Here is a 25,234-nt window from a genome sequence, read left to right as displayed (position 1 = left end):
GCCGAGGGATCGATCATGAGTCGCCATGACATAGTTCCACCAAGCGACGACGCTCCGAAGCAAAATCCGTGGCAAGAAGACAAGCTCGGATTTCGACCATTTGCTGAGCGACTATCGAGCGTGATTACTGCGCTTGAGGCACCGAACGGCTATGTAATCGGCCTGCACGGCGAGTGGGGTAGCGGGAAGTCTACCGCAATAAATTTCGTCAACGCGTTTCTTGAGAAGAGCAACGTAGAAGGCGGAAAGCAGATAGAGATCATAGATTTTCGGCCCTGGATCGTATCCCGACATCAGGACTTGATTACTGCTTTCTTTAAAGTGCTCTCCGAGAAGCTACCTGGCGCGAAGCGACCTACGTGGATCGCGCGCGCGTTGCGGCGCGTACGAGGAGCGTCTGACCCGGTTCTCAATGCGGTCGCAACGCTGGCTGTCGTCATCGATCCAAGCGGCGGCCTCGCGTCAAAAACTGCCGCAAAGATAGCCGGAACCACTCTCAACAGCGCGATCGATCAATTTCTGCAAGAGCCCTCTCTACAAGCGGCGTACGACAAACTTCAGCAGCTTTTGCGAGAGAAGCAGAAGCGATTTCTTGTCGTTATCGATGATCTGGACCGGCTCCCCAAGGATGAGATCCGTTTGTTAATGCAGATGGTCAAGACGGTGGGCCGCTTGCCAAATGTTATTTATCTTCTCTCGTACGATCGCGAGATCGTTTGGGGCGCACTTGATGATGGAGCGGCCGAAGGACGGCGCGGCCCGAACTTCGCCGAGAAGATAGTTCAGCAGGAAATTGAGCTTCCACGCCCGTTTCAAGACGATTTGCTCAAGCTGCTTGAAGCTGAAATCGAATTTCTCCCAGCTTCCACGCCCACCAGTTCCCGTTGGATGTATTTGGTCCGGGACGGCATACGAAGGTGGATCCGGCAACCACGTGACGTGCAGCGCCTCGCCAACGCGGTGAAATTTTCGTGGCCCGCACTGAAGGGAGAGATAGATCCACAAGATTTGTTGGTGATGGAAGGGTTGCGACTTTTTAACGAGCGGATTTTTGATTGGATACGATGGAATAGAGATTGGCTCTTTAGCGATGGGCGCTTCAGAATGGCCCAAGAAGACGCCCGCAAGGAAGCGATTAAAAAATTTGTTGAAGCGTTGGACGCGGAAGAACGCGAGCCAGTGCTGACATTACTTGCTGTACTTTTTCCCTCACGTAGCAAGCTCTTTGATCAAAGCAACCGCGAGTACTACGCTGAGGTTGTCCGACGACGCGGAATTGGCTGCGAAGCGGGCTATGATGCGTATTTTACTTTGTATCCGTCGCCGAACGAGGTGTCGGCGCTTGTACTGAACGAGATTATCGAGCGGCTCCATGATAGAGCCTTCCTTGTTCAAACGGGCAAGGCTTACATCGATAGAAAAGATCGCGGCAATCGGCCAATGATTGGACGGTTATTCGAGGAGCTTTCATTTCGGCTCGCAGGGCCTAACCCGATTGCCCCCTCTCAGTCTTTACTCGACGCGTTGTTCGATATTGGAGAAGAAGTTGACCAAATCGATTGGCCGCCGGGCCTTTTCTTTGCTTCTCCTCGATCATTGTGGTCGAAGCTGGTGACAGACATATTGATCGCATTGGGGCCAGCCCAAGCCAGCACTTACCTTGAGCAGTGTTTCAAATCGACCAAGTCAACATCACTATGCGCCAGCGTATTTGTGGCGCGCGCCAGGGAACTTGGAGCGATACCAGGAGGCTCGGGCGGGCCCGTGGTTATCACAGCAACGGCACTCGCGCCCCTAGGATCAATATTGATTGCCAAAATCAGGGAAGATGCTGAACTTGGCTCATTGGCTCATGCGCCACGTCCTTGGGATATTATAAGTGCGTGGAAGTACTCGGCCGATGCATCGGAGGTCAGGAACTGGCTCAGCAACAACTTCGAGCGATCGGATTTCATGGCTGCGATTACGGAAGCCTTTGTAAGCTACACGGTTGGATCGGAACCAAAAAAGTACCAGATCAGCGAACTACCTGATCCTGACGTTTTTGATCTCAGAGCGTTTCTGAGTGCCGCCAAGGGACATTTAGAACGCGATGAGCTAGCTGAAGATGCAAGAAACCGCATTCGTGTCGTTGCGCGCGAAATCGAAAACCACTTTGCTTCGACGATAGAGGCAGAAGATCGAGACGACGAGAAAGCGAGCGGCGTTAAACAAGGAGAGTAGCTTGCTCGCGCGCTAGTCTCGCGCTGGCGCGTTAGACCTCGTCTTAGGCTTAGCTGGGACTTTTTTTAAACGGTTAAGGTTCACGCTTCTTTTCTTTGATGCTTTGGCTTGGAGTTCGTGCCAATCGCTCAGATTGAACAATTCTAATACGACTTTCCCTCCCCCGGTTACCCGGAACGTCCCACCCTGCTCCAACTCTCTCTGCCCTCCATGAAAGGCTTCACTGATCGCCTTTTTTACGGTGACCGTCGAGATCGAAGCGTCCGCTGCGATTTTCTCGATGACTTTCTTGCTCGTTTTCTTCGACATCCACCGTGTAGTACCAACGATGGGCTTGAGAAGGCCAGTCCGAGAAATCAAAAAATATCGCGGTTGATTAGATTTCTCCGCGTGCAAAACCATAACCGGGTCTTGATCGTCGCCAGGTTCAATAGCAGTTAGTTTTGACTTAGAGGAGTGATCGTCGCTCGGCGGACTTTTGCCTAGTAAACGCTGCGCATCTGCAATTGCTTTAGCACTCTTTGCAGCAGCTGAGCCGCCGGAAGCTTTTTTGACTTCGTTCGCCCCTAATGCATCTCGCAACGCTGACGTAACCTCAGCATCAATGTGATGTTCAAAAGCTTCCGCAAAATCCTGCGGGCGCACTAAATCCCATACCCCCGCTGCTTTGAGTTGAAGAGCAATTCGGAACACATCATCCAGCTCGACGGCACGGGGGTTCGTTAGGCTGAGAAGATACCGCGCGAAACTCGCGATGATCCCGCTTAATTTATCCGGTCGCTTGGTTTCTTTTTTTATCGTTTCGATGTCGCTAGGCCGCAATCGGTGCAGTCTCTCAAGCGACATTCCATTCGCTTCCATCAGCGTTTACCCCTGGGCATGAGGAAGAACTCGTGCAGCTTAATACCGTATTCGGAAAAGGCTTTCGCCGCGTTAGTCAAATGATCGCTCGTACGTCCCTCGCACAGGCCATACCTGCCGGAGGAATTAGAAATCACCCATTCGCCGGATAAGCCTAGCTTCGGGTCAAAAAGGATTTCTCCTCCTATCCTACCCGGCGCAGCCTTAATCAAAGCAGGGTGTCCCAATCTTTGCTTACCCTCCATGACCGCTGAGTTGCGCAGCCGGGGCATGACGAATTCGAGTGTAGCCTCGTCAATGATCTCTTCGACGGCGAACCAGATGCGACCGTCAACATCTACCACCCATAAAATGGGCAGTTCGCAGTAGACAAAGCGCGTAACGCCAAGTCCTTTCTCCGTTACGGTCATAAAGTCTTTAAGCAGCCGAGCCGATGCCTTCGACAGCTCATGCAGGCTGTGAGGCTGCATTTTAGCTTCCAGGGGATCAACCCGGACAGGCTCCACCGCATCTCCATACTTCGCGTTTAAGGATGCATCGGCCAGGACGGGTGGGTCGGGCGTCAACTCGTCCATAAAATGCTCTGCCAACACAATATAATCTGCAAACGCGAAAGCGCAGCGGCGCAGCCTATTCTTTAGACCGCGGAATGCTCATCGGATCTCTACAGTCCACATCCACAGGGTATATAAATACCTACCACACTCCCGGAGCGGGTTCCAAGCCAGTCGAAGTTCTGCGTGGCCGCACGGAGACAGTTCAGAATCGCGCTGACCCAACCTGCCGCTACTGGGCCATTATGCGCGAAATGCGAGCGTTGGAAACCATTTACCCCTCAAACTCTCACTCGCCGACGAGATGAACTGATAATCCGTTTATTTACAATAAGTTGGGCATAAAGTTGCGAGCGCTCCGAGCGCGCCATTGTCCAGACGGCGGCCACGAAACCATTTTCAGCAGCCGACGAAACCGGGCGGAAACAATTGGCCGGTAGCCTTCCCCAAATAATCAAAGAAATTGCGGGGAAGTGTCATGATGGAAGCGACCATTGTCGTGCTGCTGCTCCTCAGCGCCGCCGTGTTTTTTGCCCACGCCTACGACGCCCTGCATACGCATTGAGAGGATCGGCGCCGCTCAATCGGCGTGCTGTCCGCGAGGCTCCGGGCCTGTGCGAGCTGCGAACCGCGCCCGCTATCCCCGCACGCCCCTCTCCCCAAACCACCGCCGGCACGCCCGGCTGAAACTCGTCGCATCCGTGTAACCCAGCGCCGCCGCCATCTCGTCGCGCGACTGGGTGCCTGCCGCGAGCATCACCCTCGCGCGCTCGCGCAGCACGGCGTCGAGCAGCGGGCGGAAGGCGCTGTTGGCTTCCGCGAGCCGCCGCACCAAGGTGCGGCGCGAGGTGCCGATCAGGCGTGCGGCCTCTTCCTCAGCCAGGCGATGCGGCAGGCGCGATGCGATCAGGTTCTCGACGATCCGCGTCAGCGCCTCGGCATCCGAGCGCGGCTTCTCGATCGCTTCGAGCGCTTCGATCGCTTTGGCGTGCAATTCCGGATCGGCAAACGGCGACCGCCGCGCGCAAAGCGCTTTCGGCACATCGAAGCGGAAAGCAGCCGCGTTGAACTTCACCGCGCAGGAAAAATGCGGCGCCAGCTGCTCCGCGCCGGCGGGCGGCGCCCAGGGAAATTCAAGCGTCGCCTGCCCGATCGAGTCCTCGAGCAGTTGCACATACACCGCGTGGACGTTGAGGCTCACCGCCAGCGCCACGGCGTGCCACAGTGGTTCGTCCATCGCCACTGCAGGAGAGATCTCGATCTGGATCGAGCGCGCGGTCTTGCGCAGCCGGTTGCGCACGAACGGCGCGCGGGTCGACCCGAAACGCGCGCCGGTGTTCAAGGCATCGGCGATGGTCGGCGCGGTCCTGGTCGCGACGTCGAGCGCACCTTGCAGCGATGTCGACCACACCGCCGCGGCCGACAGCGGCCACAGCTCGCCATGCGCCCGCGTGATGTTGGCTGCGAGCATCACCAGCGACGACACCGGCATGTGCGCGCCGGGCTGGTCGAGTACATCCTGCTGGATTGCAGTGCCCGTCAGCAGCTCGTCGCGCTCGCTCCGCGTCTTGCCGAAGGTGCGCACCAGCGCCCGCGCATAGGCGGCGGACACCGGCGTGCGAAGGGCATCGGCCTCCGATCCCTGCATTGTGTCGGCGCCCTCCCTCGCGAACGTCCGGCCGAACAGGCTTGGCGCAAAATGCCACAAAATTGGCCTATTGGGAACTGGCGGCGCAGGCCCGGCTCGCGGCATGCTCGGCACAACAAACGGCGAATGCCGACTCGAAGCGATGCTGGAGGGAATGCGATGATCTTCAAAGGCACCAACCCGGCCGGCGATCCGGTCGAATACCGGGACGGCAAGCGCTATCTGTGGATGCTGTCGTTCATCCCGCCGCTGATCCCGTTGTTGTCCTACTGGCTGTTCCTGCGGACGCATAATCCGCTGGTGACGCTGATCCCCTTCATTTTCATCTTCATCCTGATCCCGCTGCTCGACGTCGTGTTCGGCGAGGACACTCATAATCCGCCGGCGGAAGTGGTCGCCGCGATGGAGGCCGATCCCTACTACCTGCGGCTCGCGCGCATCACCGTGGTGTTTCCCTGGATCAATTACGTCGCGCTGATCGCCTTCTTCGGCACGCAGGAACTGCCGTGGTGGTCCTATGTCGCGCTGCTGCTCGGCGTCGGCACCATCAATGGCGGCGCGCTGCTGATCGGACACGAGCTCGGCCACAAAGCAGACAGGCTCAACATCATGTTCGGCATGCTGGCCAATTGCGCGGTCGGTTACGCGCATTTCCGCGTCGAGCACAATCGCGGCCATCACACCTGGGTCGCAACCCCCGAAGACCCCGCCAGCGCGCGGTTCGGTGAATCGATCTATGCCTTCGCAACCCGCGAGCTGCCGGGCGCGTTCAAGCGCGGCTGGCGCAACGAGGCCGAGCGGCTGACCCGGCGCGGTGAGCCGATCTGGTCGGTCGACAACGAGATCCTGCAAGGATTCGCGTTGACGCTCGTCGTCGCGGCCATCCTGATTGCGCTGTTCGGCTGGAAGGTCGCGCCGTTCATCGTCGCGCATCATTTCCTGGGCTGGTACGCGCTGACCCAGGCCAACTATGTCGAGCACTACGGACTGTTGCGCGAAAAACAGCCGAACGGCCGCTACCAGGCGGTCGAGCCGCGCCACTCCTGGAACACCAACCACATCGTCTCGAACCTGATGACGTTCCATCTGCAACGCCATTCGGATCACCACGCCAACCCGATGCGCCCGTATCAGTCGCTGCGCGATTTCGACGACATTCCACGGCTGCCGAACGGCTACACCGGCATGTTCGGGCTCGCCGCGATCCCGTGGCTCTGGTTCCGCGTGATGGACCCGAAGACGCTGGCCTGGGCGGGCGGCGACAAGAGCAAATTGAATCTGGGATAGCGGTCGGCAAATTCGCGATCGCGACGATCGCCCGGCTTTCCGTTCCTGCGGCTACGCGGACCGGCGCTTCATGGCGCCGATGCCGAGGAACGAGCCGTTGACAGACGGATACTGGCTGGTGAACTCGACCATGTCAAAGCTCGGCGCCTCGAACTGTTTCAGCGCCGTCCACAGCAGCGTCGTGTCCGGACAGGCCTGGGAATGGATGTCGTGATGCACGATGATGCTGGCGTGTGAGCGCACCAGCAGATGATCCTGCAATGCACCGCGCAGGCTGTGATCTCCGTCGATGAAGACGAAGTCGGGCTTCAACTGCTCGACATGCGCCGCGACCAACGGCGAGGTTGAATAGTCCTGGATGTAGACCGGCTCGATGCCGGCCTGCTGCTGCAGCAGATCGAAATAGGTCGAGATGAACGGCGTCGGCTCGATCGGATCGAGCGCGATCACGGTCTTGAGGTCGGCACCGCTGCTCCTGAGCCATTCCGTAACCAGGATGAACATGCCGCCCCAGCGGCAGCCGATTTCCATGTAGGAGGAAACGCCCGACGCGTTGCGTGCAAGCCAGGCCAGATACGGCGCGAGCTGGCTCGGATACTGCCAGAGGTGGAGGCCCCTGCCGAAGTACGGCATAAGCTCCGGGGGCTGCTCACGCAGCAGCTCGTCGTTAAGTCCCAGCGCCGGGATGAATTCCCGTTCGAGGAATTCCACGTCCAGCCGCTGAGCCGGGGTCAATGCCGCGATGGTGCCGATCGCCTGGCGAACGAACGGCGCAAGATCGGCGAAACGCTGGTACCGGTCGGCTGGAACAAACTGGGCGTTGAGCATCGGCGCAATCACACGGACGGCTGGAGGGACACGCGGAGACCCCGGTCGTCGCGCCTCCGATGATTGAACGGATGGGATATCCGTCTCGGGCGCAGAATCTCGCAGACGAACTCAAATAGTCCGGCTGGCACGAACCGTCGCTGCGCTGCCGTCACCCACTCGGGATCTTGCGCCGCACCGCCTCGACGCCGGCATCGGTGACGCGATATCGGCGGCCCAGCTCCGGGACGATCCAGCCCTTCTCGATCATGCCGGCAATGGTGCTGGGGCCGACACCTGCGGGAAACGAACGACGGTTGTGGATCGCGTCGATCGCGACCCGCTCGAGATGGGTCGCGACATGCGACGGGCGGGCACGAAACGCCTTGGCCATGATGAGGACGGACAACACCTCGGCGCGCCGCCGCACCGCCGACGCGCTGCGGGTCAGCTCGTTGCTGATCTCCAGTGCATTCTTGCCGGCCCTGGCGAGTTCTCTGAGCTTGTCGTCCTCGTCAGGGCTCCAGCGCCGCACAATCCCCATCTACCCCTCACCGCCTGGATACCCACCTCGAACCGATGCATACGCAGGCGGCGCTGATTTGCCATGTGACTTTCGGCACCTCTTGGGGTGACGTCCGAGACTATCGCCATCAAGAGGGCCGATCGTCGCGCCGGGCGAAACGGCATTCAGTGCTTGCTGGGTTCAAGCGCAATGAGCACGCCGGTCGGCTCGGGCTCGTGCGGCCGAAGCGACGTCAGCTCCGGATCGCTCCATTCGGCGAGGCTCACGACCTCACCGGTCTGCCCCGCCATGTCGGAGCTCTGCGCGGGTTCAAGCACTTTCAGTCCGCTGGTGTCGACGAAGAATGTGTGCTCGCCGAACACGCTGTTCAGCTGCGCCACAGCCGGGTGATCGTCCGGAAGCACCTGCGCGTTCAGTTGCGTCATGGTCTGTTTGACTTGTGTCGGATTAAGCTTCATCCGCTGCTCCTTGTTGTTGGTTCCGGCCTTGAGTGTTTCCCTGGCTGGTTCCTCCCCGCCCGCGCCCCACGTCCGGAGGCTTCAAGGTCTCGAACCGATCAGGCAACGAAACGTTCCGCACGCGCGACGCATTGACCGCAAGCGCGCGGGGTTCCCCGTGCATCGATGTGAGAGGTACGGCGCCGCGTCACGCCTGCCCGCCACTCATGTGGCGGTGGGCTTGCTCTTCCGGGCGAGCCCTTCCAGATGCACGCGGCGCGCGGCGGATCTGCGTGCGCGGTCTTTGGTGCGGCAGGCCCGGCAGCGCACGGCCTTGGTGAACACGTCGCCCTTGGCGGTCTCGTACCACCATTTCTGCTGCAACGGCGTCCAGACCTCGGCCACGCCGCAGTCCTTGCAGACGAAGGGTTCGGGTCGATACGTCCCGCGTTCGACGAAATCGGGGATCGAATAGCTGTTCGAGGGCGCAAGCGCGCTCGTCACGACGGCAACTTCCCCGCGCGCCAGCGCAATCTTGTAGTCGCGCCGGCGACGCTGCTCGGCGGCTTTTTGCGCCTGCAGGCGGAGCCATTCGTCGGCCTTGCGCCGCTTCGCATCGATCTCCCCGCGCTTCTGCTTGTTGCTTTTCACGTCCGCACCGTATCGTCGAGCCGAATGCTCGGGCAGCCAGACGCGGCAGCATCAAGGATGCGCTGCAGTTCGGCCGCAGGTTTGCCATGGTAGACTCAGCATTGCGGAGCGCCAGATCAATCCGGGGGAGGCCTATGTCCGATCCCGCTCCGCCGGCCGCATGTGGATGAGCGCATCGAGAACGAGGACAAGAACTGGCCGCTGCTCGTCGTTGACGAGCTCCGTCTTGAAGATCACGACGGCGTCGCGCCGCTCCGGCCTGATGGTGATCTTCTGGATCTGCGATTGGCCGGTCAGCGTAGCTCCCGGCCGAACCGGGCTCGGCAGACGAATCTCGAAGCTCCGCCCGACAATGCCGGCCACCTTGGTCCAGATCGTCTCCACGACGAGCCGCTGATAGATCGCCATGGTGTTGAAGCCGCTCGCGATCAGGCCGCCGAACGGGCCCGCCGCAGCCGCGACACGGTCGGTATGGATCGGCACCGGATCATACTTCCCGGCGAATTCCAGGATTTCGGCTTCACCGATCGTGTAGCTGCCGAGCTGGAACGTCTGGCCCTCGGTGAGATCTTCCGCATACAGCATCGCGCGCCCCCCTCTATCGCGTGACGATAGACGAATGCCGCGGGCTTTCCATTACCTCTGAAGTCGTGACTTCACACACGCGACATCGACGGCGAAGACCCAAGCGCGCGGCGCCAGCCGCGCGCTTCACCTGAACATCCCGCGTTACTGCAGGCGGGCTGCCCGCGCCTTCGCGGCCTTAACGGTATTCTCCATCAGGCAGGCGATGGTCATCGGGCCGACGCCGCGCGGCACCGGTGTGATCGCGCCGGCGACCTGCACCGCTTCGTCGAAGGAGACGTCGCCGCACACCGCGTAACCGCCGTCCGGCTTCTCGACGCGCGTGGTGCCGACGTCGATGACGATGGCTTGCGGCTTGATCCAGTTGCCGCGCACCAGGCCCGCCTTGCCCACCGCGCTGACCAGGATATCGGCCTGGCGGCAGATCTGGCTGATGCCGCGGGTGTGGACGTGGGTCTGCGTCACGGTGGCCTGCTCCTGCAGCAAGAGCGCAGCCATCGGCTTGCCGACGATGTTGGAGCTGCCGATCACCACGGCATGAGCGCCGGTGAGATCCGGCCGGATCGATTTGATCAGCCGGAGGCAGCCGAGCGGCGTGCACGGCACCAGCGCATCGTCACCGTGAAACAGCCGGCCGGCATTGAGCGCGTGCAGGCCGTCGACATCCTTCGCGGGATCGACCGCCGCCATCACGCGCAGGGCGTCGATATGCGCCGGCAGCGGCAGCTGGATCAGGATGCCGTCGATATCGTCGCGCCCGTTGAGCGCGTCGATCCTGGCAAGCAGATCGGCCTCGCTGCAATCGTCCGGCAGGCGTTCGACCGCGCCGCGGAGGCCGAGCCGCTCGGCCATCCTGACCTTGCTCTGCACATAGATCTGGCTCGCCGGGTCACAGCCGACCAAGACGACCGCAAGCCCCGGTGCGCGCGGCAGCCGGTCCAGTTCGCTAGCAATTTTGTCGATGACAATCTGGGCATGTGCATGCCCATCGAGAAGTTTCGCCGTCATGGCACCTCCGTTTCGAAGCGGTGCCCAGGCGCGCGGCGTTCAGTCTCTGCGCTCCCCGATGGTGGCCCATCCAAGCGCCAGTCGCGCAGATGGCGTGGTCATAGCCGCCCCGCCTTGCAAAGGCAAATCACGCTCGCTTGGCCGCTCCATTGGCCGTCGCACGGCGACGATTTGCCCGTATTTTCCCCAGTGGATCAGGGCTGGGCGGATCGCGTCTGGGGGTAGGATTCGGGCAAGACTTGCGATAAGCCTCGGCGCTTGCCGGGCTTTTCCGATCCCCGGCGCCATCCTTCCGGTCATCACGCCATTTCGGACATTTTCAACATGAGACATATCATCCTCGCGCTGGCGCTCCTCTGCCCGGCTGCCGTGTTTGCTCAAGGGACCACTCCAGCCCCGGCGCCCGCCGATAAGCCGGCGGCGGCCGCCCAGCCGATGGTCGGCGACAAGCCGCTGGTCCAGGTCGGCAAGAAGTCGGCGGCCAAGAAGGGCGAGAAGCCGCCCGCGCCGGGCAAGCCGCAATCGGCCGCCCAGAAGCTCCAGGCCTGTCAGGACATCGACGACGCCACCAAGGAGCGGCTGATGTGCTACGACGAGATCTTCAAGCCGCAGCCGAAGCCGAAGGCCGCCCCCGCCAAGGGCGTCAACGAATGTCGCTTCGTGAAGGAAGAGGACGAGCGGCTGACCTGCTACAACGGCTTCGCCGACAAGATTCCACGCCTGCCGCGCTAGTCACACAGCGCGGCGCCGCCGCGCGACCCGTCCGGCAACACGGACATGAAAATGCCGCCGCAAATGTTTGCGGCGGCGGATTGATTGCCGGCTGGCGGCGCGTCCCTGCCTTACCAGGTGCCGAAGCCGCCGAAGAAGCCCATGCGCGGCTGCTGCTGGGCGACGCGGTAGGGCTGATACATGCCGGGCTGCGCCAGCCGCATCGGCTGCTGCGGATGGGCATGGTAACGCGCGACCTTGCGCTTCTTGGGTGCCTGAGGCTGGGCCTGCGCCGGCTGCTCGGCCGGCTTCGCCTCGGCCACGGCCTTCTGCGCGTCAGCCTTCTCCGGCGGAATGAACTGGGCAAATGTGTTGCGGACACGAGTCTGCGCCGATGCATCACCCGTAGCCGGCGGTACGACCGCGGCAACCGCGTTCACATGTGCCGGAACGATGATCGGCTGGTTGGTGTCGTAGACCACCCGCTCCGGCAGCTTCTGGGTCGACCTGATGCGGACCATGGTCTTGTCGACGCCCGGCGACGAGATAGTCTGGCTTTGGCCGGGAATCGTGGCCTCCTGCGGCACCACAGCGTTGACGACGAAAAGCAGCGCGAGCAGCACGCCACCAACATACAGGAAATAACGCGCCACTGGCATCTTGGTAGCTCCCCCCGCGCATCGGGCGCGGTTCATCTCAGCGCGACGACATCAGTCATCGCGCGGGCGAATTCATCGTCTGCGCATGATCACCCGGACAGTCGCCATCCCGCGCTTCCGGGTCGTTCTCTAACGGTCGGCTTATTAGTTAGTTCCTGCCTGGCCGTTGCGGTTCACCCGGGAAGTCAATTCCCGGTCACTTTTTCGAGATGCAGGGTTTAGACGCGACTGGCGGTCACGACCGTGCATTTGGCCTTGTTTGCGTTAACATTGACGAACCCGATTAGCATCCGGGGATAGGTCTTGCGGCTCCGCATGGCGATGGTGTCCGGGATCAGCCGCTTGCGCTCGGTCAGCGGACTGCCGTCGCGGCGGATGAAGGCGCAGGCGATCTCGATATCCTTGACCGCGAAATCATTGGCATTGCGCAGCGTCAGGGTGACCAGTGCCTTCGAACCCAGCCCGCCACGCTGAAACGACTGCGAGGCGATCCGTAGCTTGTCGAGCGGCGAGCGTTCGGCGCCAGGCGCGGACGGCCCGGCCTCCTCGGCCGGCTGTGCGGTGGCTACGCCGACCGTGGCTGGCTCATCGGCCGCTGCGGCCGGCGTATCCCTGGGCGCATCCTTGGGCGCGTCCCTGGGCGTATCCTTGGCAGTCTGGGCAGGCGCATCCTCCGCGGCGCGGACGATGGCGGATGACGCCGGCCAGGCATCCTGATCGCCGGCGTCGCTGGGCTCGGGGAGCATGAACCACGCGCTGATCCCGGCCAGCGCAATCAGCGGCAGCAGCAGGCTGGCGTAGAGGCCGCCCTCACCGAGACGTCCGGCAGCAACATTTCGAAACGACGCCAAGCCGATCCGCATCGTCGTGCCCTCACCCCTCGACGCCCGATCCACCGCCACCGCTATTCAAGACTGCGGAGACGGCCGCAGGTCGAGCGGCCACGCGAGACCAATCGCCGACCGCCGAAATGGTTTCATTCCGGGACGACAATCTTGCGACCGGCAGCACGGAGGGATGGCATCCCAGCCGACCGCTCGCTAAATTCGCGCGCGCCCGAGAGCGAGTGCCGCGCACCCAAGCGGCGCGAGAACAACAAGGAGTTCGCAATGCCCGTCGTCGTCACCTGGGACCATGTCCATCTGCGCAGTCCCGATCCCGAGGCCACCGCGACCTGGCTGCGCGACATTCTCGGCGGCGAGATCATCCGGGGGCCCGGCCGCATCGACGTCCAGCTCGGCGGCGCCAAGGTATTCATCGCCGAGGTGACGCAGGGCGACGGCGTCAACGCGCCGCCGGTGACGCCCTACCAGGGGCTCGATCATTTCGGGCTGACGGTGAAGGACATCGACGCGGTCGCGGCCGAGATCAAGGCCAAGGGCGTCGAGTTCACCAAGGAGCCGACCACGATCCGCCCCGGCGTGCGGATCTGCTTCATCCGCGGACCGCAGGGCATCTCGATCGAACTGCTCGAGCGCGACAAGAAGTACGCATGAGATCTCTCACCGTCATCCTGGGGAGCCCGCACTTGCGGGCGTCTCCAAGGATCGACGGCCACGTTCCGGGCCGCCTCAAGCGTTACGTCATGCTGCCGGGCATGAAGCAGCGGATCGTCACGCCCATGTAGCTCTTGATCGGCCACACCATGGCGCGGCCGGCGCGGTTGGGCTCGGTGACCACGGCCTCGTCTGGGACGTCGATCCACGTCCCTTCGAGGCGCACGCGATAATGTCCGTCCTTGGATTCCCAGTCGACATCGCTGACTGCGCTGCCGTCGGCATCAGAGCAGCACGGCCCCTTGCCGCTGCGCAGACCGTCGAACCATTCCTTGAGCGGCGAATTGGCGTAGCGGCCATCGGGATCGCGCGCCTGCGCCAACTGGGCCGCGGCGACCGATGCAAGCGCGACCAGACCAAGCGGCAGAGCCACTCGCAGCCGACGTTTGCGACGGCGGGTCAGCGTTCCGGGATCGTCATACCGGCCGGCCAAGCGGCCGCCAGCTTCCATCCTGTCTGTCATATATGTTGCTCCAGCACTTACCGGCCAGTGCAACCAGAGCTATGCATTTCGCGGGCCAGTTCGATTCGCGCGCACGGTCCGCTGTCATCGCGCCGTCACACCGCCTGGCAGGAACCGAGGGTACACGGCCACTCCGGACACCCGGGAATCAACCTGCCGCATTGCACGAGGTTGCTCGCTTTGGCATAAAAAACCAATCCGGATTGCTGCGGGGCGCGGCAGCCGGGACCATGGGACATTATGAAAAACGGGCTGTACTCAATCCACGTCACCCTGCTGGACGGACGCGTCGGCAAGGGCAGCGGCGTGATTCTTTTCCGCGACGGCCAGGTTCTGGGCGGCGACGCCTATCTCTATTACACCGGCAGCTACACGGTGAAAGGTGACGCCTTCAAGGGCGAGGTCCTGGTGCAACGCCACACCACGCCGCGCGACACCGACAACCCGCTGTTCGGCGGACCGGCACCAGTCGGCATCGGCGTTTCCGGCACCTTCACCGACACCCGCGGCAACATGGATGGAACCGCCCTGGTCGGCAAAGCGAGCCTGATCTTCCGCGCAACGCTGCACTGGCTCGCGGATATCGATTAGCGTCTTGAACGTGTGGTGTTGATCCGTCATCCTGAGGAGCCCGCGCAGCGGGCGTCTCGAAGGATCGACGGCCACCGGCCGGGCCGTGCATCCTTCGAGACGCGGCTTTGCCGCTCCTCCAGCGACAAAGGCGAAGCCTTTGCGCGGGGATGACGGTGATGGAGCTGCTGACGCGCCTGTTGCCCTTCTCCCTAGCAACACCTCACGTCGCGCCGTGGGCGTCGACATAGAGCGCGTAGATCGAATGGCAGGATGCCATGTAGAGGCGGTTGTTCTTCGGGCCACCGAAGGTCAGATTCTCGCAGCGCTCCGGCAGGCGGATGAAGCCGAGCGGCTTGCCCTGCGGGCTGAACACCATCACGCCATCGAGATCCTCGGGCTTGCCCTTGAGCTGATAGACCTTGCGGCCGCCGACGTCAGTCGGCTCCGACTGCAGCGCGCCGTTGCTGCCCCAGCCGCACCACAGATTGCCGTCGCGATCGACACGGAAACCGTCCAGCGAACCCTGGTCGGCGGCGTCGATCAGTTTGGACTTGTTGGAGACGGTGCCGTCCGGATTGACGTCGTAGCTCCAGATGCTGCGGTTCGGCGTGCCCTTCCACTCGACCACATAGAGCTTCTTCTCGTCCGGCGAGAACGCCAGGCCGTTGGGGTTGACCAGATCGGTGATGACGGCGGTCAGCTTGCCGTCGGTGCCGATCCTGAACACGTTGGTGTTGTCCTGCTCGCGCTTGGCCTTGAAGCCCTCCCACTCGCCGGCGATGCCGAACACCGGATCGGTGAACCAGATCGTGTCGTCGGACTTCACCACGATGTCGTTCGGCGCATTGAGGCGCTTGCCCTCAAAGCTGTCGGCGAGCACGGTGATCTTGCCGTTCTTCTCGGTGCGGGTGATCCGCCGCGTCACCGAATGCTCGCAGCTCACGAGCCGCCCCTGACGGTCGCGGGTGTTGCCGTTGGCGAAATTGGCGGGGCTGCGGAAGACGGTGAGGCTGCCGTCCTTCTCGCTGTACTTCATGATGCGGTTGTTGGGGATGTCGCTGAACAGCAGATAGCCGCCTTCGGGGAAATAGGCCGGCCCTTCCGCCCAGCGCATCCCGGTCGCGACCTGCTCGAGCGTAGAGCTGTAGAGCCGGTATTTTGCAAAGCTCGGATCGAGGATTTCGACGGCAGGATCCGGATAGCGCTGGTTGGGTTTGAACGGGAAAGACTGTGCCATGACACGATCGGCCGCCGCGCTCGCCATGCCCGCGCCGATGCCGGCCACCAGATTGCGCCGTGAAATCATGTCGATCCTCCCCCTGCTCGTTCCGCCCCTTCAAGGGCCAGCTGAGCGAGCCGTAGGAGCGTTGCCGCGAACGGTCCAATGCCGTTCGGGCATCGATCCATGCCGATCCAATATTGATGGCCGCGGCTGCGACCCGCGCCTCAGTGATTTTGCGCTTGCCCGGGCGCCGAATTCGGCGGGGAGATACTGACGCCCGCGCTATCCAGGCGAGCTCTGCTGATTTCGTCTCATGATCTTGAGCACCAGCAGGACGGCGCCAAGCAGCAGGAGCAGCACACCGATAACGGTCGTATCGGTCGACTCGAATGTCACTCCAACAGCGGTCAGCAGACAACCGACAATGATTGAGATCAGGCCGCCAAGCTTCTTGAGCAGAAACAAACGTCCGTCACTTGTTTGTGTCACCATGGTATGCCTCATTTCCAATGATGCCCCATGTCGTTCTCGCTTAGCCTCGGCTCACCTACGCGCGCAACGATGCTACTCCCGGACGGGAAAGTTGCAATCTGTCGTTGATAGCATGTCGCGCCGATATCGGCTGTTTCAATTCAAACTGAACCCAATTGCGTCAGCCTCGCTCACTCAATCGGGCCGGCCGACAACGGCCCCAACCGCAATCCTCTCACATATTTGATGGCCGTGTCGCAGAAGTCGCCGAACCAGAATTCGGTTGTACGTTGACACGATTGAAACTTGAGCGCTGACTGCAGAATACGCATCGTGTTCTAGAACGGAGCCGATCGCAGTTCAGTCCGTTCGGCGGAGTGATGCGATGGTGTCTCACTCGCTCGATCAACGAGAGCAGCCCTATATCTCGACCGGTCACCTGCCCGGCCCGGAGATGGTGCAGTCGCTTGTGGACGACGCCCATCGACGGTTCAAGTCCAACACCGATGGAACCGCATCGCAGGTCTATCCGGCCCTCGCCCGGGTCCCGAGCGAGCTGTTCGGTGTCTGTGTGGTTGGGACCAGCGGGCGCATCTATGGCGCCGGAGACGTCGACCACGAATTCTCCATCATGAGCGTCTCGAAGCCGTTCCTGTTCGCGCTGATCTGCGAGACGATCGGGCCTGAGGCGGCACGCGACAAGCTCGGCGCCAACGCCACCGGACTGGCGTTCAACTCGCTCGCTGCGATCGAGCAGGGAAACGGGCGCACCAATCCGATGGTGAACGCCGGCGCGATCGCGACGACGAGCCTCGCGCCGGGACAATCCATCGAGGAACGCTGGCAATTCATCCACGACGGGCTGTCGCGCTTCGCCGGCCGCAACCTCCCGCTCAACGAGGAGGTCTACGCGTCGGCGTCCGAGACCAATTTCCGCAATCGAAGCATCGCTCGCCTGCTGGAGAGCTATGACCGGATCTACAGCGACGCCAAACAGGCGACCGACCTCTATACACGGCAGTGTTCGCTGAATGTCAGCGCCAGGGACCTGGCCGTGATGGGCGCGACGCTGGCCGACGGCGGCGTGAACCCGGTGACCGGGCGGCGCGTGGTCGACGCCGCCGTGTGCCACTACGTTCTGGCCGTGATGGTCACCGCCGGATTGTACGAGACATCGGGCGACTGGCTCTACGACATCGGCCTGCCGGGAAAGAGCGGCATTGGCGGCGGCATCGTCGCGGTGGCTCCCGGCAAAGGTGGTTTCGGCACTTTCGCCCCGCCGCTGGATGCGGCCGGCAACAGCGTGAGGGGCCAGCTCGCCGCAAAATTCCTGTCGCAGCGGCTCGGCATGGATTTGTTCGTATCGCAACCGGAACAGTGAACGAATGCTCACAAGATCGGCGGGTCTGCGGCCCGACCGATCTCAACCTCAATAGAGCGGAGGATGCGATGGCAACACAGACAATGTCGATCGAGGGCATCCACCACGAAGAGCGGGCATCATGGGTTCCCATGATCGCGATTGCGCTCGGTCAGATGATCATGTCGTACAACGTCGCATCGCTGCCAGTCGCCATGGGCGGAATGGTGTCGAGCTTCGGCGTGCCGCCAACCACGGTGGCAACCGGGATCGTCGCCTATTCCATGCTTGTTGCAGGGTTCGTGATGCTCGGCGCGAAACTCGCCCAGAGATTCGGCGCGGTGCAGGTATTCCGCATCGCGGTCGTGCTCTTCTTCGTATCGCAGCTCATGATGACGTTCAGCCCGACCGCCACCGTGATGATTTCCGCGCAGGCGCTTTGCGGGGCCGCGGGTGCGGTGATCGTGCCGTCGCTGGTCGCCCTGATCGCCGAGAATTATGGCGGACGCCAGCAGGCGACCGCCCTTGGCGCACTCGGCTCGGCACGGGCGGCGGCGGGCGTGCTCGCTTTCGTCGTCGGTGGCGTGCTCGGAACCTATATCGGGTGGCGTCCGGCGTTCGGCATCCTGATCGCGGCGTCGGCGATCGTCTTCATCCTCAGCTTCCGTTTGAGAGCCGACCGGGGCCGCCCGGATGTCCAGATCGACTTGGTCGGCGTCGCCCTCGCCGCAAGTGCGATCATTCTCATCAGCTTCGGATTCAACAATCTCAACCGCTGGGGGTTGGCGCTCGCCACGCCCAGCGCGCCATTCGATCTGTTGGGCGCTTCGCCGGCACCGATCATGATCGTACTCGGCGTCGTGCTCGGGCAGGCTTTCCTGAGCTGGACGCACCGGCGACAGGCCGCCGGGAAAACGCCGCTGCTCGCGCTGCAGGTGATCGATTCGCCCGAGGAGCGCGCTGCGGTCTACGGGCTCTTCGCGGTGGTCGCGCTGGAGGCCGCGCTGAACTTTACCGTGCCGCTATATATCCAGATCGTACAAGGACGTTCGCCGATCGCCACGGCTATCGCGATGATGCCGTTCAACCTCACGGTCTTCTTCGCGGCGATGCTCATCGTCAATGTCTACGACAGGCTGACACCGCGCCAGATCGGCCGCTTCGGTTTTGCGCTCTGCACCGTCGCGCTGCTCTGGCTCGCATTCGTCGTGCGCAACGACTGGAGCGAGTTTCCCGTGCTGTTTGGCCTCATCCTGTTCGGGATCGGCCAGGGCTCCCTGGTGACGTTGCTGTTCAACGTTCTGGTGACGGCCTCGCCCAAGGAATTGGCCGGCGACGTCGGGTCGTTGCGCGGAACCGCGCAGAATCTGGCGGCCGCGGTCGGCACCGCGGTCGCCGGCGCTCTCCTGGTGGGCCTCCTGAGCACGATCGCGCTCGGCAAGATCACGGCAAGCCCGGTGCTCACGAAGGAGCTGCAGAGCCAGATTGATCTCAACAACATCACCTTCGTCAGCAATGACCGGCTGCGCAGCGTGCTGGAAGGCACAAGCGGCACGCCACAACAGGTCGAGGAAGCCGTTCGGGTCAACACCGAAGCTCGGCTGCGGGCGCTGAAGATCGGGCTGTTGATCATGGCAGGGCTGGCGCTGCTGGCGGTCATTCCAGCCGGACATTTGCCGAATTACCGGCCGGGAGAGATTCCGGACGACGACGTGGCCGACAGGCGCGAACGAGCGGCCTGACCGGAGGTCCGCAGGGAGGACGACATGACGACCTATGACAACAGTTCCACGGCAGGTCTGACGGGCCTGCCGACACCGCCTCTGTGGGCGCGCATTCTGCTCGGCATCGCGATGATCGCCGCGGGCCTCCTCGTGCTCGGGGATGTCGTGTTCTTCACCGTGGTCAGCGCGATCTTCATCGGCTGGGCGGCGATCTTCGCCGGCGGGTTCGAGATCGTGCACGCCTTCTGGACCAAGGGATGGGGCGGCTTCATGTGGCAGCTGCTGCTCGGCGCCCTCTATGTTGCGGCCGGCGTCATTCTCCTGAGCCAGCCGGTGACCGGTGCGTTGATCCTGACCTATGTGCTCGGTCTGATGCTGCTTGTCTCGGGCTTCGTCCGCGTGCTGATCGGTATCGGCCACCGACAACAGGCCGGCTGGATCATGGTGGCGTCCGGAGTGTTCGGCATCCTGGCCGGCCTCGTCATCCTGACGGGATTTCCGGCAACCGGGCTGTGGGTGCTCGGAATGCTGCTGGGCATCGATCTCCTCTCCCACGGCGTCGGATGGTTGACCTACGCCTGGCTGCCTGCCGCCCGACCCGCGTAGTGGCCCGTCAATTCATCAATGCGGGATACACCGCACCGCCCTCCTTCACAGGACGATTGCGGAATCGGCACCGGCCCTGGGACAGCGGAGATTGGATATGCCACATTTGAGAATTCCGGGCGGACTCCTCGGAGTTGTCGCGCTGCTCACCGCGATCGGAGCGGATCTCGGCGTCGTGCCCGCTGCGCAGGCTCAACAGGACTCCGCGACCCTGTTCCGGAACGTCCGCATTTTCGATGGCAAGAACAACACGCTCTCCGCGCCGTCCCATGTTCTCGTCAGGAACGGCAAGATCGAGAAGATTTCGGCTGCGGCGATCGCGGCCGATGCTCAGGTGATCGAAGGCGGCGAACGCGTCCTGATGCCCGGGCTGATCGACGCACACTGGCATGCGATGCTGGTGCGCCCGACACCGGCGAGCGCGATCGCCGGCGACGTCGGCTATAACAATCTGCTCGCGGCCGCCGAAGCGACCGATACGCTGATGCGGGGCTTCACCACCGTTCGCGACATGGGCGGACCGACCTTCGGGCTCAAACGAGCCATTGACGAGGATCTCGTGGCCGGTCCCCGCATCTATCCATCCGGCGCGATCATCTCCATCACCGGCGGCCACGGTGATTTCCGGCAGCTGTCCGATCTGCCGCGCACGATCGGCGGCATGCTCAGCCGGATGGAGAAAATCGGCGGCAGCATGATCGCGGACAGTCCGGACGAGGTTCGCGTGCGGGCGCGCGAACAACTCATGCAGGGAGCCTCGCAGGTCAAGCTCACCGCCGGCGGTGGCGTGGCATCGCCGTTCAGCCCGATCGACGTTTCCACGTTCACCGAGCCCGAGCTGCGCGCCGCTGTCGAAGCCGCCGAGAACTGGGGTACCTATGTCGCCGTGCATGCCTACACGTCGGTTGCGATCCAGCGGTCGATCGCCGCTGGGGTCCGGTGCATCGAGCACGGGCATCTGATGGACGACACGACGGCCCGACTGATAGCCGAGAAAGGAATCTGGTTGAGCACGCAACCTTTCCTCGATCTGACGGCCGCAAGTGGACTTGGGCCCTCCGAGCAGGACAAGCTGCGGCAAGTGGTTGCCGGAACCGATCGGGTCTATGCACTGGCGAAGAAATACGGAATCAAGACCGCGTTCGGCACCGACATTCTGTTCTCGAAGGCGCTGGCGGATCGACAAGGTGCGATGCTGGTCAGCCTCACGCGCTGGTATACGCCGGCCGAGGCACTGATCATGGCGACATCGACCAATGCCGAACTTCTGAACCTGTCCGGCCCGCGAAATCCATATCCCGGCAAGCTCGGCGTTGTCGAGGAAGGCGCGCTGGCCGATCTGCTGCTCGTCGACGGCAATCCCATCGACAACATCAAGCTCGTCGAAGATCCCGCGAAGAATTTCATGGTCATCATGAAGGGCGGAAAGGTCTACAAGAATCTGCTCGCCGGCGAGACCAAGCGATAGACGACAGCTTGGACGATGGAGATTGGGCTCGGACGGGGGTCAAGCCCACTCTACCAAGCCCGCCCTACTCCGCGGCCTGCTCCAGCGGAGCGACGCGCGGCAGGATCATCTGGATCCGCGTGCCATTGCCCGGCGCGGAATCGAGCGACAGCCGGCCGCCGAGGCGGTTGGTGACGATGCTGTAGACGATGTGCAGGCCGAGCCCGGTGCCGCCCTGGTCACGCCGCGTCGTGAAGAATGGGTCGAAGGCACGGCGGCGCACGTCGAGGCTCATGCCGCATCCATTGTCGGCGAAGATCACCTCGACATAGTCGTTGCCGGAGGCGTGCACCTGGATCTCGACCTCGCCGGCCTTGCTGTCCGGGAACGCATGCGCCACCGCATTGAGGAACAGATTGGTCAGCACCTGGCCATACGGTCCCGGATAGGAGTTCATGATCAGGTTCGGCTCGCAATCGACGTTGAGCGTCAGATTGTGCTTGCGCAGGCCGGGTCGCAAACTCATCACCACCTGCTCGGTAAGATCGCCGAGATCGAAGGTGCGCTGATCCGAATAGTTGCGGTCGGCGGCGACCTGCTTGAACGACTGGATCAGCTCCGCCGCGCGGTTCAGATTGGCGACCAGCTGCGACGAGGCATCCCGCGCGGTGTTGAGGAAGTCGTTGAGGCTCGAGCGCCTGAGGTCACCGCGCTCGACCTGGGCGCCGAAAATCGCGGTCTTGCGCTCCAGCGCGGACGCCACCGTCAGGCTGATACCGACGGGATTGTTGACCTCGTGGGCGACGCCGGCCACCAGGCGGCCGAGTGCTGCGAGCTTCTCGGCCTCGATCAGCGAATTCTGGGTTTCCCGCAGATTGCGCAGCGCCGCCTCCGCGGAATCCCTTGCCTTGCGCATCTCCTGCTCGGAGCGTTTGCGCTCGCCGATATCGAGCGCGACCGTGACGATGTTCTCGATGTCGCCCTGCGAGTCGAGGATCGGCAGCTTGTTGACCAGCCATTGCCGCATGTTGCCGGCGGCGTCCTTGTACTCTTCCTCATAGAAGCCGAGCTCGCGTCGCGCCGACAGCACGCGCTTGTCGTTCTCGTCGGTCTTGGCCGCGCCGTAGCGCGACATCAGCTCGGCGGTGGTCTGGCCGAGCGCGTCCTGCGGCTCGATGCCGAAGATTCCCGCCATGTAGCGGTTCATCATCACATAGCGCAGCTCACTGTTCTTGACGTTGATGACGGCGGGCACCGTGTCGATCACCATCTGCAGCATGCGGCGGCCTTCGGCGATCGCGTCTTCAGCGCGCTTCTGGTCGGTGATGTCGCGCACCGTGCCCTCGTAGCGCACCACCTCGCCGTCGTCGTTGCGCACCACGGTTGCGGAATCCGACAGCCACAGCACCGTGCCGTCGCTCGAGCGGACCTGATATTCGTAGTCGCGCACCGTGCCGTCGCGCTGCATCAGCGCCTGGTACTGCTCCCGCGCCGCCGGATCGACATAGACGGTGGTGGCGATGTCGTCGATGCCGTTGATCAGGTCCTGCGGCGTGGCATAGCCCATCATCCGCGCGAGCGCCGGATTGGCGTTGAGCAGCGTGCCGCCCGGCGTCGTGACATAGATACCCTCGACCGACGCCTCGAACAGTTTGTGGTAGCTCTCCTCGGCGAGCCGCTGCTCGGCGAGCGCGCGCAATGCGGCCTCGCGCGCGCTGTCGGCATCGACCAGGGTCTGGCGGAACACCTCGGCGGCGCGTGCGATGTCACCGATCTCATTGTCGAGGTCGGCGCCGGGGATGAACGCACTCTTCTCGCCGCCCGCGACCTTGCGGATCGAGCCCGCGATCCTGGCGAGCGGGCGAACGGTGCGACGGACCACCAGCACAGAGGCGAACAGGCCGATCAGCACCCCCGCCGTGCCGAGCACGATGCTCTGCCACTTGGCTTCAGCCAGCGTCCGCGCAAAATCGCGCGACAGCACATGGCCGCGACGGGAACTGAGCTCACGCAACAGCTCGGTGACCTTCTGAATCAACACGCCTTCGGCGCCGAGCACCTCGCGGTCGATGTCGGCGATCTGGCCCTCGCGGACCGCGATCGCGCTGATCGCCTCGGCATACTTGTCCACCGCGCTGCGCAGGGCGGGATCGGCGATGGACATCGCCCGCATGTTTTGCGCGGCATGCTCGGCGGCGGAGGTATTGTGCGCCAAGAGCGCGGTGGCAATGCCGCTCTGGATCTGCGACAGCGAGCTGGCCAGCGTCGCATCATTGCTCGCGGCGACCGCCTGGTCGAACGCGTCGCGCAGCGGCGGCAGCCCAGCGACAATCTCGGCGCGGCGGCTGAGCAGCGCCGATATCCGCTCGATCCCGCTGCGATAGGTCGCCAGCCGCTGGGTGACGCCGTCGATCATGTCCTGCTGCTCGGGCGCCAGCTCGATCCGGGTCTTTTTCAGGATCTCGCTCAGCGACTGGGCCGCCTGCGTGACCTGGGCCGACTGGTTGCCGGGCTCGGTGACGAAGTCCCGCGCCGCCAGCCGCAGCTCGTTGGTGCGGCGGTCGATATCCTCTGCAATGTCGCCGACGCTTTGCAGCCGCTGCAGCTCGGCAAAGGTCGTATCGATGTGCCGGATCGCGATCACGCTGGCGGTGGACGTGATGATGATCACAGCCAGCACCAGCAGGAAGCTGCCGAACGTCAGTTGGCCGATCGAAAGGGAGAACGCGCGCGGCGCTTGCGAATTCGGCGGCAATTCAGCGGTCATGTCATCAAGGCCGGGGGGTCCAATGCACCTCAATATACGGGAAATTACGGGGATTGGGTAAACATGCTGACGGGCCCCGCCGGCCGGTGTGACCCGTGTCACCCCGGCCGGTCGCCGGTGACCGATTCCGGCACAGGACGGCGTCGGGCCAAGTCCGGCGGAATGATGCTGTTTGGCGGATCAATCCTCAGGCGGCGACAATCTTCCGTGCAGGAATCGTCATCGCGGCCACGCCGATTACGACACAGGCGAGCCCGATCCACGCCGTCGAGCCCAGCCGCTCGCCCAGGAAAACGACGCTGAGCGCGACCCCAATCGGCACCCGAAGGTAGGCCTGCGCAGTGGTGCCGACCGAACCAAGGGTCTGGATCAGGCGGAAGTAGATCACGAAGGCGATCGCCGTCGAGAACACCGCAAGCGCGAGCAAGGCGAGCAGCGAGCTGGTCGATGGAGTCAGCGTCCAGGGCTGTTCGACCGCGAGGCTGAGCGGGATCAGGATCGCGGCGCCCGCGAGCAGCGAACCCGCCGCCGGCGCCATCGGATCGAGCCCCTTGAAGCCCCGGCTGAAGATCGCGGCGCAGGCGTAGCAGATCGTGGCGGCGACGATCGCGACCTCGGCCACGATCCCCTGCCCGAGATCGCGGAATACGTCGACCCCGACGATCAGGCAGATGCCGGTCATGCCTGCAATCACCCCGATCAGCTTGCGCGGGCTGGCGGCCTCATGGCGGGTGATCGCGGCCGTGAACAGGAAGGTGAAGATCGGCGAGGCCGAATTGAGGATGGTGGCGAGCCCGGCATCGACGAAGCGCTCGCCCCAGGCGATCAGCGTCCAGGGGATCACGCTGTTGAGGCAGGCCTGGAAGATGAAGCGGCGCCAGGTCGCGCCATCGGTCGGCATCGTCACGCCGCGCATCCGCATGATGACGAGCAGCAACAGCCCCGCGATCGCGGTGCGCGCGGCGATCAGCGTGATCGGCGGGATGGTCGCTACCCCGAGCTTGATGAAGGTGTAGGAGCCGCCCCACAGGGTGGCGAGTGCGATCAGCAGGGCCAGCTCGAACGCCATATTGAGCTGGCGCGCGTCG

25 protein-coding genes and 1 riboswitch are annotated in these 25,234 nt (G+C 63.0%); of the genes, 9 read left to right on the top strand and 16 right to left on the bottom strand.

Features of this window, described 5'->3' with window-relative positions:
* Positions 1 to 15: 15 nt before the first annotated feature.
* The gene (locus tag JQ616_RS38955) at positions 16 to 2,223 is read left to right on the top strand and encodes a KAP family P-loop NTPase fold protein (protein ID WP_212023482.1); all 2,208 of its coding nucleotides are present in this window, start codon (positions 16 to 18) and stop codon (positions 2,221 to 2,223) included.
* A gap of 12 nt (positions 2,224 to 2,235) precedes the next feature.
* On the opposite strand, the gene JQ616_RS38950 is transcribed toward JQ616_RS38955, so the two are convergent.
* From JQ616_RS38950 to JQ616_RS38940, 3 genes are all read right to left on the bottom strand, one after another.
* Positions 2,236 to 3,084 carry a hypothetical protein gene (locus JQ616_RS38950; RefSeq protein ID WP_212023481.1) on the bottom strand — a complete coding sequence of 283 codons (849 nt, stop codon included), beginning with the start codon at positions 3,082 to 3,084 and terminating at the stop codon, positions 2,236 to 2,238.
* The gene (locus JQ616_RS38945; RefSeq protein WP_212023480.1) at positions 3,084 to 3,659 is read right to left on the bottom strand and encodes a hypothetical protein; all 576 of its coding nucleotides are present in this window, start codon (positions 3,657 to 3,659) and stop codon (positions 3,084 to 3,086) included. The genes JQ616_RS38950 and JQ616_RS38945 overlap by 1 nt, the downstream gene beginning before the upstream one ends.
* Before the next feature lie 616 nt (positions 3,660 to 4,275).
* Positions 4,276 to 5,286, bottom strand: coding sequence for an AraC family transcriptional regulator (locus tag JQ616_RS38940; RefSeq protein ID WP_212023479.1), 1,011 nt, complete (start codon positions 5,284 to 5,286; stop codon positions 4,276 to 4,278).
* A gap of 159 nt (positions 5,287 to 5,445) precedes the next feature.
* On the opposite strand from JQ616_RS38940, the gene JQ616_RS38935 reads away from it, so the two are divergent.
* On the top strand, positions 5,446 to 6,573 hold the full coding sequence (locus JQ616_RS38935) for an alkane 1-monooxygenase (RefSeq protein WP_212023478.1): 1,128 nt from the start codon (positions 5,446 to 5,448) through the stop codon (positions 6,571 to 6,573).
* Between the two features lie 51 nt (positions 6,574 to 6,624).
* On the opposite strand, the gene JQ616_RS38930 is transcribed toward JQ616_RS38935, so the two are convergent.
* From JQ616_RS38930 to JQ616_RS38905, 6 genes are all read right to left on the bottom strand, one after another.
* Positions 6,625 to 7,401: a hypothetical protein gene (locus JQ616_RS38930; protein WP_212023477.1), complete on the bottom strand. Its 777-nt coding sequence runs from the start codon at positions 7,399 to 7,401 to the stop codon at positions 6,625 to 6,627.
* A gap of 151 nt (positions 7,402 to 7,552) precedes the next feature.
* On the bottom strand, positions 7,553 to 7,924 hold the full coding sequence (locus JQ616_RS38925) for a hypothetical protein (RefSeq protein WP_212023476.1): 372 nt from the start codon (positions 7,922 to 7,924) through the stop codon (positions 7,553 to 7,555).
* A 146-nt stretch (positions 7,925 to 8,070) separates the two neighbouring features.
* Positions 8,071 to 8,364 (bottom strand): hypothetical protein, encoded by a 294-nt coding sequence (locus JQ616_RS38920; protein WP_212023475.1) that lies wholly within the window; start codon positions 8,362 to 8,364, stop codon positions 8,071 to 8,073.
* Between the two features lie 204 nt (positions 8,365 to 8,568).
* Complete coding sequence (locus JQ616_RS39745) at positions 8,569 to 8,994, bottom strand: zinc-ribbon domain containing protein (RefSeq protein ID WP_212023474.1); 426 nt, start codon at positions 8,992 to 8,994, stop codon at positions 8,569 to 8,571.
* 132 nt (positions 8,995 to 9,126) lie between these two features.
* The gene (locus JQ616_RS38910; protein WP_212023473.1) at positions 9,127 to 9,579 is read right to left on the bottom strand and encodes a MaoC/PaaZ C-terminal domain-containing protein; all 453 of its coding nucleotides are present in this window, start codon (positions 9,577 to 9,579) and stop codon (positions 9,127 to 9,129) included.
* Between the two features lie 144 nt (positions 9,580 to 9,723).
* Positions 9,724 to 10,587 carry a bifunctional 5,10-methylenetetrahydrofolate dehydrogenase/5,10-methenyltetrahydrofolate cyclohydrolase gene (locus JQ616_RS38905; protein ID WP_212023472.1) on the bottom strand — a complete coding sequence of 288 codons (864 nt, stop codon included), beginning with the start codon at positions 10,585 to 10,587 and terminating at the stop codon, positions 9,724 to 9,726.
* 15 nt (positions 10,588 to 10,602) lie between these two features.
* A riboswitch (ZMP/ZTP riboswitch) is annotated at positions 10,603 to 10,682 on the bottom strand.
* A 229-nt stretch (positions 10,683 to 10,911) separates the two neighbouring features.
* Here JQ616_RS38905 and JQ616_RS38900 point away from each other — a divergent pair.
* Positions 10,912 to 11,319: a hypothetical protein gene (locus JQ616_RS38900; RefSeq protein WP_212023471.1), complete on the top strand. Its 408-nt coding sequence runs from the start codon at positions 10,912 to 10,914 to the stop codon at positions 11,317 to 11,319.
* 110 nt (positions 11,320 to 11,429) lie between these two features.
* On the opposite strand, the gene JQ616_RS38895 is transcribed toward JQ616_RS38900, so the two are convergent.
* Together JQ616_RS38895 and JQ616_RS38890 are read right to left on the bottom strand one after the other, a co-directional pair.
* Entirely contained in the window at positions 11,430 to 11,957 is a 528-nt protein-coding gene (locus JQ616_RS38895) for a hypothetical protein (RefSeq protein ID WP_212023470.1), read from the bottom strand.
* Between the two features lie 218 nt (positions 11,958 to 12,175).
* Positions 12,176 to 12,820, bottom strand: a complete 645-nt coding sequence (locus JQ616_RS38890; protein ID WP_212023469.1) for a hypothetical protein — start codon at positions 12,818 to 12,820, stop codon at positions 12,176 to 12,178.
* A gap of 246 nt (positions 12,821 to 13,066) precedes the next feature.
* Between JQ616_RS38890 and JQ616_RS38885 the strand changes: the two genes are divergently transcribed.
* A complete protein-coding gene (locus JQ616_RS38885; protein WP_212023468.1) occupies positions 13,067 to 13,453 on the top strand; it encodes a VOC family protein in 387 nt (128 codons plus the stop codon).
* 82 nt (positions 13,454 to 13,535) lie between these two features.
* Here JQ616_RS38885 and JQ616_RS38880 read toward each other — a convergent pair whose 3' ends face one another.
* Complete coding sequence (locus JQ616_RS38880; protein WP_249137871.1) at positions 13,536 to 13,976, bottom strand: hypothetical protein; 441 nt, start codon at positions 13,974 to 13,976, stop codon at positions 13,536 to 13,538.
* A gap of 240 nt (positions 13,977 to 14,216) precedes the next feature.
* Between JQ616_RS38880 and JQ616_RS38875 the strand changes: the two genes are divergently transcribed.
* Positions 14,217 to 14,567, top strand: coding sequence for a GrlR family regulatory protein (locus tag JQ616_RS38875; protein ID WP_212023467.1), 351 nt, complete (start codon positions 14,217 to 14,219; stop codon positions 14,565 to 14,567).
* A 202-nt stretch (positions 14,568 to 14,769) separates the two neighbouring features.
* On the opposite strand, the gene JQ616_RS38870 is transcribed toward JQ616_RS38875, so the two are convergent.
* Positions 14,770 to 15,813: an SMP-30/gluconolactonase/LRE family protein gene (locus tag JQ616_RS38870; protein WP_349630111.1), complete on the bottom strand. Its 1,044-nt coding sequence runs from the start codon at positions 15,811 to 15,813 to the stop codon at positions 14,770 to 14,772.
* Between the two features lie 240 nt (positions 15,814 to 16,053).
* Positions 16,054 to 16,263 (bottom strand): hypothetical protein, encoded by a 210-nt coding sequence (locus JQ616_RS38865; RefSeq protein WP_212023465.1) that lies wholly within the window; start codon positions 16,261 to 16,263, stop codon positions 16,054 to 16,056.
* 364 nt (positions 16,264 to 16,627) lie between these two features.
* Between JQ616_RS38865 and glsA the strand changes: the two genes are divergently transcribed.
* The 4 genes from glsA to JQ616_RS38845 all read left to right on the top strand — a co-directional run bounded on the left by glsA (position 16,628) and on the right by JQ616_RS38845 (position 21,400).
* Positions 16,628 to 17,623, top strand: a complete 996-nt coding sequence (gene glsA, locus JQ616_RS38860) for a glutaminase A (RefSeq protein WP_212023464.1) — start codon at positions 16,628 to 16,630, stop codon at positions 17,621 to 17,623.
* A 68-nt stretch (positions 17,624 to 17,691) separates the two neighbouring features.
* On the top strand, positions 17,692 to 19,344 hold the full coding sequence (locus tag JQ616_RS38855; RefSeq protein ID WP_249137869.1) for an MFS transporter: 1,653 nt from the start codon (positions 17,692 to 17,694) through the stop codon (positions 19,342 to 19,344).
* Positions 19,345 to 19,368: 24 nt separating this feature from the next.
* Positions 19,369 to 19,932 carry an HdeD family acid-resistance protein gene (locus JQ616_RS38850; RefSeq protein ID WP_212023463.1) on the top strand — a complete coding sequence of 188 codons (564 nt, stop codon included), beginning with the start codon at positions 19,369 to 19,371 and terminating at the stop codon, positions 19,930 to 19,932.
* A 97-nt stretch (positions 19,933 to 20,029) separates the two neighbouring features.
* Complete coding sequence (locus JQ616_RS38845; protein ID WP_212023462.1) at positions 20,030 to 21,400, top strand: metal-dependent hydrolase family protein; 1,371 nt, start codon at positions 20,030 to 20,032, stop codon at positions 21,398 to 21,400.
* 64 nt (positions 21,401 to 21,464) lie between these two features.
* Here the strand turns inward: JQ616_RS38845 and JQ616_RS38840 are convergent, their stop codons facing one another.
* Both JQ616_RS38840 and JQ616_RS38835 read right to left on the bottom strand, forming a co-directional pair.
* The gene (locus JQ616_RS38840; protein WP_212023461.1) at positions 21,465 to 24,146 is read right to left on the bottom strand and encodes a PAS domain S-box protein; all 2,682 of its coding nucleotides are present in this window, start codon (positions 24,144 to 24,146) and stop codon (positions 21,465 to 21,467) included.
* Between the two features lie 187 nt (positions 24,147 to 24,333).
* Positions 24,334 to 25,215, bottom strand: a complete 882-nt coding sequence (locus tag JQ616_RS38835; protein WP_212023519.1) for a DMT family transporter — start codon at positions 25,213 to 25,215, stop codon at positions 24,334 to 24,336.
* Positions 25,216 to 25,234: the final 19 nt, after the last annotated feature.

Origin of the sequence: Bradyrhizobium tropiciagri (assembly GCF_018130545.1) — a bacterium.
Classification (GTDB): Bacteria; Pseudomonadota; Alphaproteobacteria; order Rhizobiales; family Xanthobacteraceae; genus Bradyrhizobium; species Bradyrhizobium tropiciagri_A.
The sequence above is the reverse complement of the archived record's forward strand: the minus strand, read 5'-3'. Positions and strand labels throughout refer to the sequence as shown.